Source organism: Micromonospora globispora (assembly GCF_003857015.1).
Lineage (GTDB): Bacteria > Actinomycetota > Actinomycetes > Mycobacteriales > Micromonosporaceae > Micromonospora > Micromonospora globispora.
The window spans coordinates 1-8,769 of record NZ_QGGF01000187.1 but is presented as its reverse complement, the minus strand read 5'-3'; the positions used below and the strand labels follow the sequence as shown (position 1 = coordinate 8,769).

The 8,769-nt window shown below is 73.8% G+C and carries 8 protein-coding genes and 1 pseudogene; 7 read left to right on the top strand and 2 right to left on the bottom strand.

From position 1 onward, the window contains the following. Positions 1-16: 16 nt before the first annotated feature. The 5 genes from lipB to nadE all read left to right on the top strand — a co-directional run bounded on the left by lipB (position 17) and on the right by nadE (position 3,701). Positions 17-658 (top strand): lipoyl(octanoyl) transferase LipB, encoded by a 642-nt coding sequence (lipB, locus tag DKL51_RS07220; RefSeq protein ID WP_109948277.1) that lies wholly within the window; start codon positions 17-19, stop codon positions 656-658. Positions 659-756: 98 nt separating this feature from the next. Then, positions 757-1,101 carry a YciI family protein gene (locus DKL51_RS07215; RefSeq protein WP_109948276.1) on the top strand — a complete coding sequence of 115 codons (345 nt, stop codon included), beginning with the start codon at positions 757-759 and terminating at the stop codon, positions 1,099-1,101. Positions 1,102-1,108: 7 nt separating this feature from the next. Then, on the top strand, positions 1,109-2,362 hold the full coding sequence (locus tag DKL51_RS07210) for an RNA polymerase sigma factor (RefSeq protein WP_423790593.1): 1,254 nt from the start codon (positions 1,109-1,111) through the stop codon (positions 2,360-2,362). 17 nt (positions 2,363-2,379) lie between these two features. Continuing rightward, a complete protein-coding gene (locus DKL51_RS07205) occupies positions 2,380-2,772 on the top strand; it encodes a VOC family protein (protein WP_109948275.1) in 393 nt (130 codons plus the stop codon). Positions 2,773-2,876: 104 nt separating this feature from the next. Further along, on the top strand, positions 2,877-3,701 hold the full coding sequence (gene nadE / locus DKL51_RS07200; RefSeq protein ID WP_124811857.1) for an NAD(+) synthase: 825 nt from the start codon (positions 2,877-2,879) through the stop codon (positions 3,699-3,701). 18 nt (positions 3,702-3,719) lie between these two features. Here the strand turns inward: nadE and DKL51_RS07195 are convergent, their stop codons facing one another. Continuing rightward, positions 3,720-4,748 carry an FUSC family protein gene (locus tag DKL51_RS07195; protein ID WP_109965837.1) on the bottom strand — a complete coding sequence of 343 codons (1,029 nt, stop codon included), beginning with the start codon at positions 4,746-4,748 and terminating at the stop codon, positions 3,720-3,722. 88 nt (positions 4,749-4,836) lie between these two features. Next, on the bottom strand, positions 4,837-6,123 hold the full coding sequence (aspS, locus tag DKL51_RS07190) for an aspartate--tRNA(Asn) ligase (protein WP_109965836.1): 1,287 nt from the start codon (positions 6,121-6,123) through the stop codon (positions 4,837-4,839). 445 nt (positions 6,124-6,568) lie between these two features. Here aspS and lipA point away from each other — a divergent pair, with 445 nt between their 5' ends. Then, positions 6,569-7,558: a lipoyl synthase gene (gene lipA, locus DKL51_RS07185; protein ID WP_109948271.1), complete on the top strand. Its 990-nt coding sequence runs from the start codon at positions 6,569-6,571 to the stop codon at positions 7,556-7,558. Positions 7,559-7,617: 59 nt separating this feature from the next. Continuing rightward, positions 7,618-8,769 (top strand): annotated as a pseudogene (locus tag DKL51_RS07180) (DUF423 domain-containing protein); the annotation flags it as partial.

The window sequence follows — 8,769 nt, the reverse complement described above, 5'->3', positions numbered from 1 at the left end:
GGACTAGGCTGGGCGGGTGAGCGTGACGATTTCCGGGCTGACCGCCGTCCGCGCCGGTCTGCTCGACTACCAGGCCGCCTGGGACGAGCAGCGCCGGCTGCACGAGGCTGTTGCCGGCGGCGAGCAGGGCGACACCGTGCTCCTGCTGGAGCACCCCAGCGTCTACACCGCCGGCAAGCGCACCGAGCCGTGGGACCGTCCGATGGACGGCACCCCGGTCGTCGACGTGGACCGCGGCGGCAAGATCACCTGGCACGGGCCGGGCCAGCTCGTCGGCTACCCGATCGTCAAGCTGCCCGACCCGGTGGACGTGGTCGCGTACGTCCGGCGCACCGAGCAGATGCTGATCGACGTCTGCGCCGAGTTCGGGCTGGCCGCCGGCCGGGTCGAGGGGCGCAGCGGCGTCTGGGTGCCGGAGGACGATCGCGGCCCGGCCCGCAAGGTGGCCGCCATCGGCATCCGGGTCGCCCGGGGCGTCACCCTGCACGGCTTCTCGATCAACTGTGACTGCGACCTGACGTACTTCGACCGGATCGTGCCCTGCGGCATCCGGGACGCGGGCGTCACCTCGCTCACCGCCGAGCTGGGCCGCCCGATCACCGTCGCCGACGTACTCCCGGTCGTCGAGCGGCACCTGCCCACCCTCGGGCAGGTCTAGAAATTCGTTCCGCCGTGGTGTCCCGGGGGACACCGGGCCGATCGTCCCTATGGTGAAGGCCGGCGACCAAGCCCGGCCACGGACCGCAGGAGGCGACCATGCCCACCTACATCGCTCTGACCTACACCGCCGACGTCGACTGGACGCGTCCGGAGTACGCCGAGGAGATGAAGGAGTACAACGAGTTCGGGGCTGCCGCGGCGGCGGTGCTCCGGGGCGGCAACGCGCTCTACCCGACCTCGACCGCGACCACCGTGCGCGTCTCCGGCGGCAAGGGCGGTGAGGTCCTCACCAGCGACGGCCCGTACGCCGAGACCAAGGAGGCATTGACCGGCTTCTACCTGCTGGAGTGCGCCGACCTGGACGAGGCGGTCAAGGTTGCCGCGACGATTCCGGCGGCCTGGGCCGGCGCGGTCGAGGTCCGGCCGGTCATCCAGTTCTGAGGTGTCGGTGCTGGCCGGTGACGCGACGCGGGTCGGGGACGGCCCGTCCGCGGCGGCCGTGGCGCGGCTGGTCCGCGAGGAGCGGACCCGGATCCTCGCCACGCTGATCCGCGTCACCGGCAGCGTCGACCTCGCCGAGGACGCCACCCAGGACGCGGTGGTGCGCGCCCTGGAGACCTGGCCGCGCGACGGCGTACCGGAAAATCCCCGCGCCTGGCTGCTGGTGGTGGCTCGGCGGCGCGCGGTTGACCTGATCCGCCGGGAGGCGCGCCGGGCCGGGAAGGAGGCGGAGGCCGTGTCCCTGCTCGACCCCGCCCCCGAGAATCCCGAGTCGGTCCGGGACGATCTGCTGCGGCTGATCTTCACCTGCTGCCACCCGGCGCTGTCGCTGGACGCCCAGGTGGCGCTCGCGCTGCGTACCCTCGCCGGGCTCTCCACCGCCGAGGTCGCGCGCGGCCTGCTGGTGCCGGAGGCCACCATGGCCAAACGGCTCACCCGGGCCAAGCAGAAGATCGCCCAGGCCCGGATCCCCTACCGAGTGCCCGCGGCTGAGGAGCTGACCGCCCGGTTGAGCGGGGTCGCCGCCACTGTCTACCTGATCTTCAACGAGGGGTACGCGGCCGGGGCCGGCGACGATCTGCTCCGCACCGCCCTGACCGGTGAGGCGATCCGGCTGGCGCGGTTGCTCGCCGAGCTGATGCCGGACGAGGCCACCGTGCTCGGCCTGCTCGCCCTGCTACTGCTCCAGGACTCCCGCCGGGCCGCCCGCACCGACGCCGACGGCCGGCTGCTGCTCCTGGCCGAGCAGGACCGCTCGCGCTGGGACCCGGCACTGGTCACCGAGGGGGTGGAGCTGGTCGGCCGGGCGCTGCGCCGTACTGCGCACCGCCCCGACCGGTACGTCGTCCAGGCCGCCGTCGCCGCCTGCCACGCGCTGGCCCCGGCGTACGACCTGACCCCGTGGGACGCGGTGGTCTCGTGGTACGACGTGCTGCTCACCGTGCACGACACGCCAGTGGTGCGGCTGAACCGGGCTGCGGCGGTCGCCGAGCGGGACGGCCCGGCGGCCGGACTGGCCCTGGTGGACGCGGTCGACGGGCTGACCGGGTACCCGTGGTGGCACGCCACCCGGGGCGAGCTGCTGCGCCGCCTCGACCGGCCGACCGAGGCGGTGGCCGCGTACGACCGGGCGCTGGCCCTGGACCTGAGCGGCCCGCAGGCGGAGCACCTGCGCCGGCGGCGGGCCGAGCTGACCGACTGACCGCGTACCCTCGTCGGGTGCGGATCGATCTCGTCACTCTCGTCGTCGCCGAGTACGACTCGGCCATCGACTTCTTCACCGAGGTGCTCGGCTTCGAGCTGGTCGAGGACAAGCCCTCGCTGACCAACGACGGCCGTCCGAAGCGCTGGGTGGTAGTCCGCCCGCCGGGCGGCGGGACCGGCCTGCTGCTGGCCCGCGCCGACGGCGAGCGCCAGGAGGCGGCGATCGGTGACCAGGTCGCCGGCCGGGTCGGCTTCTTCCTCCAGGTCGACGACTTCGACGCCACCTACCGCCGGATGCGCGAGGCGAAGGTCGAGTTCGTGAAGCCGCCGCGCACCGAGCCGTACGGCCGGGTGGCCGTCTTCCGGGACATCGCCGGCAACCCCTGGGACCTGCTCGGCCCCGCCTGACCGCACACGGCCAGGTGCCAACTCGGCCCCAACCGGATTGACCGCCCCCTCCTCAGGAAAGGTTGGCTGCTGTCGAGACCGCAGCCGCCGACGGAAGGACCCCCATGACCGACGTGATGTCGATGCAGCAGCAGATCGCCGAGGAACTCCAGGTGTCGTCGAGCTTCGACGCCGCGGAGGAGATCGAGCGCCGGGTCGTCTTCCTCGCCGACCGCCTGGTCGACACCGGGCTGAAGGCGCTGGTCCTGGGCATCAGCGGCGGGGTGGACTCCACCACCGCGGGCCGGCTCTGCCAGCTCGCGGTCGAACGGGCCCGCGACGCCGGCCACCCGGCCGTCTTCGTCGCGATGCGGCTGCCGTACGGGGTGCAGGCCGACGAGCACCACGCGCAGGCGGCGCTGGAGTTCATCCGACCCGACCGGGTGCTCACCGTCGACGTCAAGCCGGCCAGCGACGCCGCCCTGGACGCCCTGGTGGCGGCCGGGCTGACCTTCCGGGAAGCCGCCCAGCAGGACTTCGTGCACGGCAACATCAAGGCCCGGCAGCGCATGATCGCCCAGTACGCGGTGGCCGGGGCGATGGCCGGGCTGGTGGTCGGCACGGACCACGCGGCCGAGGCGGTCACCGGCTTCTTCACCAAGCACGGCGACGGGGCGGCGGACGTCGTACCGCTGACCGGGCTGACCAAGCGCCGGGTGCGGGCGATCGCCCAGGCGCTCGGCGCTCCCGCCGACCTGGTCGGCAAGGCCCCCACCGCCGACCTGGAGACCCTGGCCCCGGGCAAGCTCGACGAGGACGCGCTCGGTCTGGCGTACGAGCACATCGACGACTACCTGGAGGGCCGGCCGGTACCGGCGGAGGTGGAGCAGGCGCTGGTGGCCCGCTACCACGCCACCGACCACAAGCGGTGCCTGCCGATCGCGCCGTAGGGACCGCTGGGCGGGCCGTCAGCGCTCCGACCTTCGTTGACCGGTGGCGATCCGCGCCCGCAACCACGGCTCGCAGAGCACGATCGCGCCGCCGATGACGGCGCCGATCACCGTCTCCACCCCTCGGTCGAAGAGGAGCTGCCCCGTCGGGCGGGCCGCCGCGAGCTGTCCCATCAGCAGTGCCATCGGCGTGATGAACAGCAGCGCCAGACCGTAGTTGCGCCCCACGAGGAGCTCGGTGACGATCTGGAGCGCCGCCACGACGAGCACGGTGGCATACGGCGACAGCTGCGGCGCGAGGAGTGCCGCGCTGGTCAGCAGTCCGAGCAGCGTGCCGAGGATCCGGTGCCCGGCCCGTACGAGCTGTGCGGTGACACCCCGGGCGCTGAGCGGGGCGACCGCCGCCACCATCGCCCAGTACGGGTGGCCGATCCCCACCGCGGTCGCGGTACCGCCCGCCAGTACCGCGGCAACGGCGTAGCGCACCGGCTCCCAGCTCCACACGTGCGCGAGCCGGGCCGGGCGGCTCTTCTGGCGCCGCACGAGGCTGCCGACATTGCCGACCAGCAGCGCGAACAGGCTGCTGAGCCCGGCCACCGCCGCGGCGACCGGCACGTCGCTGACCGGGTGCGGGGCCGAGGCCACGGCACCGAAGGCGAAGATCAGGAAGAGTGGCCCCGGCGGGTGCCAGTCCTGCGCGGCGGCGAGCACGGCACCCAGCGCCGCCACAGCCGCGGCCACCGGCACCACCACCCACGCCCGGGATTCCAGGGTGCCGACGAGCACCCCGAGGACGACCGACACCGTGAGCGCGGCCCCGGCGCTCGCCTGCATCGCCGCCCGGGACAGGTGGACGTGGTTGCGCCCGTACAGGGAGGTGAACGCCCCGAAGGCCGCGTACACGGACCAACCGGGCCGGTCGAGCGCGAGCACCGCAAGGAGCGGGACGAGGACGCTGATCCCCGCCCGCAGCGCGACCCGGTGGGCACCGGGCACCGGGCGGACGTGCAGCAGGCCCCTCACCGCCGCCCGTACCTGCTCGCTCATCCCACTCCTCACCGGTAGCGCCGACGGCCGCGATCCGGCGACCGTCGGCGACCAGGGATACCCGGATGTCCGGGCGTGATCACTCCCGCTACGGCGTGAGCCGGTGCAGGTCCCGCGGGAAGGCGGTCACCTCGCGGACGTTCGCCGCCCCGGTCAGGCGGGCGACGAAGCGTTCCAGGCCGATGGCGAAGCCGCCGTGCGGCGGCATGCCGTGCCGGAACGCGTCCACGTACCCGGCGTACGGCTCGACCGGCTCACCCCGCTCGGCCAGCGCCGCCAGGTAGTCGTCGTACCGGTGCAGCCGCTGCCCACCGGTGACCAGCTCCAACCCCCGGAACAGCAGGTCGAAGCCGTTCGAGTAGGCCGGCCGGGCCGGGTCCGGGTGGGTGTAGAAGGGCCGCTTCGCCATCGGGTACCCGGTGACGAAGAGGAACTCCGATCCGTGCTCGCGGCGGGCCCACTCCCCCAGCGCCCGCTCGTGCGCCGGGGCGAGGTCCGGCTCGTCGGCCGGCGCCCCGGCGATCTTCAACGCCTCGGTGAAGTGCACCGCCGGGATCTCGGCCGGCACCTCCGGCGCCTCGACCCCGAGGGTGGCCAGGGCGGCACCGGCCCGGTCCGTCACCGCGCCCAGCATCCCGGCGAGGGTGTCCCGCAGGACGGCCATCACGTCCCGGTGGTCGGCGATGAAGCCCAGTTCGGCGTCGAGCGAGGTGTACTGCGCCAGGTGCCGGACGGTGTCGTGCGGCTCGGCCCGGAACACCGGCCCGACCTCGTAGACCCGCTCGAAGACGCCGACCATGAGCTGCTTGTAGAACTGCGGCGACTGGGCCAGGTACGCGGGCCGGCCGAACCAGTCCAGCGCGAAGACGTTCGCCCCGCTCTCGGTGGACGAGCCGACCACCTTCGGGGTGTGGATCTCCACGAAGTCGCGCGCGTCCAGGGCGGCCCGGAAACCGGCCACACTCGCCGCCGAGATCCGCAGCGCCGCCGAACGCGACGGGTGGCGCAGCGCGGTCGGCGCGTTGTCGAGCTGGGTGGGCAGGGTCGCGGTCAGCGCGGGCCGGTACAGGTCGAACGGCGGCGGCACGGCGGCCGGGCCGAGCGGTCGTACCGCCGGGTCGACGAGCTCGACCCCGGCGGGCGCGGTGTCGTTCGCCACCACCGTGGCGGTGACCTCGACGACCGTCTCCTCGGTGAGCTGCTCCAGCTCGGCGCGGACGCCCGGGTCGGTGATCACCACCTGGGCCAGGCCGGCGGCGTCCCGGACGATCAGGAAGGCCACCGACTTGAGCAGCCGGCGGCGGTGCACCCAGCCGGCGACCCGGACGGTCGCTCCGACGTGGGTGGAGAGCTGGGTGGAAAGGATCCGTTGCATGGCTGGGCTGCCTCTCGGTCAATCGCAACGCCTTCGCCGCCCTCGGGCGGCGAAGCGTCGCCTCAGCCCCAGGGAGGTGTGGGCGAGCGGGAACCTCGCGGTGCCACCACACCTTCGCTCCCGCCGGGGCGGGAGCCTCCTTCGTCGCCCGTGACGTGGGCCAGCCGGCGGGCTCTACTGGGCGCGAACGCCGTTCTTCCCGCGGCTCGGGAGGGTCTTCACGCGCCGGGACCAGACCGCCTCGCAGCAACCGGCGGCTCTCTGGACTGGCGGGACCGGTGCGCTACTCGGCTCCGTCGTCGCTGTTGCCCGAGACGCTAGCAGCCGATCGCGGTGCGTGTGACGCCCTTTTTCCGCCGCTGGTGTCCGGTGTCACAACATCTGGGGCGTGACGGCGGTCGCCCGAGGTCCATCGACGGCCACCGTCCGGCGTAGGCTCGGCCCTGTGACGATCGAGCACTCCGCGCCGACGACTGAGCAGGCAGCGCGTACCGCGACCGTCGCCCCCGAGGGGCGGCGCATGCTGCGGATCGAGGCGCGCAACGCCGAGACGCCGATCGAGCGCAAGCCGCCGTGGATCAAGGTCAAGGCCAAGATGGGGCCGGAGTACACCCAGCTGCGCGGGCTGGTCTCGCGCGAGGGGCTGCACACCGTCTGCCAGGAGGCCGGCTGCCCGAACATCTACGAGTGCTGGGAGGACCGGGAGGCCACCTTCCTCATCGGTGGTGACCAGTGCACCCGGCGCTGCGACTTCTGCCAGATCGACACCGGCAAGCCGGCCGAGTTCGACGCCGACGAGCCCCGCCGGGTCGCCGAATCGGTCGCCGCGATGGGGCTGCGCTACGCCACCATCACCGGCGTCGCCCGCGACGACCTGCCCGACGGCGGCGCCTGGCTGTACGCCGAGACCGTCCGCCAGATCCACGCCCTGCAGTCCGGCTGCGGCGTCGAGCTGCTGATCCCCGACTTCAACGCGGTGCCCGAGCAGCTCGCCGAGGTGTTCAGCTCGCGGCCCGAGGTGCTCGCGCACAACGTCGAGACCGTGCCGCGGATCTTCAAGCGGATCCGGCCGGCGTTCCGCTACGAGCGCTCGCTGGACGTGATCCGGCAGGCCCGCGCCGACGGTCTGGTGACCAAGAGCAACCTGATCCTGGGCATGGGCGAGGAGCGGGCCGAGGTGTCCCAGGCGCTGCGCGACCTGCACGAGGCCGGCTGCGAGCTGATCACCATCACCCAGTACCTCCGCCCCTCCCCCCGGCACCACCCGGTGACCCGCTGGGTCAAGCCGGAGGAGTTCGTCGAGCTGCGCGAGGAGGCCGAGGAGATCGGCTTCGCCGGCGTGATGAGCGGGCCGCTGGTGCGCTCGTCGTACCGCGCCGGGCGGCTCTACAAGCAGGCCCTGGAGGCCCGCGAGGGAGTCACCGCCGCCGGCTGAGGCCGCCGGTCGCCGCGTCACGGGCTCGCCGGCCGTGACCGGATGCCATGATCGCAGGCATGACCGCCGGGGTACGCCAGGAACCGCGCGAGGCCGTTCGCCCGCGCGCGCCCCGGCGACCCCGGCTGCCGTTGCTGCTCGCCCTGCTGGTCGGCGTGGCCGGGGTCGGCTACCGGCTCGCCCTGCTGCTGGCCGACGCGCCGCCGACCAACAGCGACGAGGCGACGATGGGGTTGGCCGCCCTGCACATCGCCCGCGGGCAGGACTTCCCGGTCTGGTTCTACGGGCAGGCGTACATGGGGACGCTGGAGGCGTACCTCGCCGCGCCGGTCTTCGCGGTGGCCGGGCCCTCGGTGCTCGCCCTGCGGCTGCCCACCCTCGCGCTGTACGCGCTCTTCCTCGCCCTGGTCTGGCGACTGGCCCGGCGACTCGGCGGTGACCGGTGGTTCGCCCTGCTGATCGTCGGCTTCCTCGCCCTCGGCTCGGACCGGATCGTCAAGAACCAGCTCATCGCCGGGGGCGGCTACCCCGAGCTGAACCCGGCCGGCGTCGGGCTGGCCCTGCTCACCCTCGACCTCTGCGCCGGCCGGCCGGTCGCCCGGCTGCCCCGCTTGGCGGCCTGGGGGCTGATCTCCGGGCTGATGATCTGGGTCGACCCGCTGCTGCTGCCGTACATCCTGGCCACCGGCGCGGTGCTCGTCATGTGGCGACACCGGGAGCTGGCCGGTCGGGCGGGGTTGGTCATGCTCGGGGCGCTCCTGGTCGGGGCCGCCCCGATGCTGCTGGACAGCGTCCGGCACGGACGCAACCCGCTCGCGGCGGTCCTCGCGGCTGGCGGCGGGGAGGCGACCGCGAGCTGGGCTGAGCGGCTGCACGGCGGGCTGGTGCTCGGGCCGCCGCTGGGCATGGGCCTCTGCTCGCCGGGCCACTGCGCCCCCTGGCAGCTCTGGTGGGCGGCGGTGTTCCCGATCGTGCTGGTCGCCGCCACGCTGACCGCCTGGCGCACCCTCAGCGCGTCCGCGTCGGCATCGCCGCTGGCGGAGACGGTCTCGGCTTCGGCGGCAGCGGCGGTGCGGTTGGCGCTCGTCATGGGGGCGGCGGGGGTGCTGGCGGCGTACATGGTCAGCAACGCGGCCGGGCTGACCCCGGTGGAGAGCGCCCGCTACCTCTCCTGCCTGGCGATCGCCACGCCGGCCCTGCTCTGGCCACTC